Below are 416 nucleotides of genomic sequence, written 5' to 3' on the forward strand. Positions count from 1 at the left end.
CACTTTATCAGCTAAAAATAATTTGCTTCAGGCGAGATTTTCTTTGGTTGTTATCAAAAAAAGTTTTGATATTTTTGATGAAAGCTTGAATGCCAAAATTGGGCTGTATGATTCTCAAGGGCGGCTGATGCTACAAACCGAAAATACCGACTTGCCTGAAACGCTTGTGCCTAATCCACCATGGATTAGCCAAATCTTTGCACCATCACCCACCCACATTGTGGTCAATAGCACACTTGGCTATTCTTTATGGTACGAAAATCGCATTCTTAGCCCTGAACGCCCTTTGATGGCATGGTTTAATCTATTTTCAGGCACAGTCTTATTATTTACCATCATGTCGGCAGTACTTTGGTGGATTTCGCACAGTATTACTTGGCGAATCAATCAACTAAGCCGACAGATGAGCCGCTTGG

At 41.3% G+C, this 416-nt stretch carries 1 protein-coding gene; it reads left to right on the forward strand.

The genetic code is table 11. From position 1 onward, the window contains the following. Positions 1 to 416: hypothetical protein (locus JZ791_RS44380; RefSeq protein ID WP_216904000.1), on the forward strand; the 416-nt coding region annotated here is incomplete at both ends.

This window comes from Nocardia alni (genome assembly GCF_019038435.1).
Lineage (GTDB): Bacteria > Actinomycetota > Actinomycetes > Mycobacteriales > Mycobacteriaceae > Nocardia > Nocardia alni.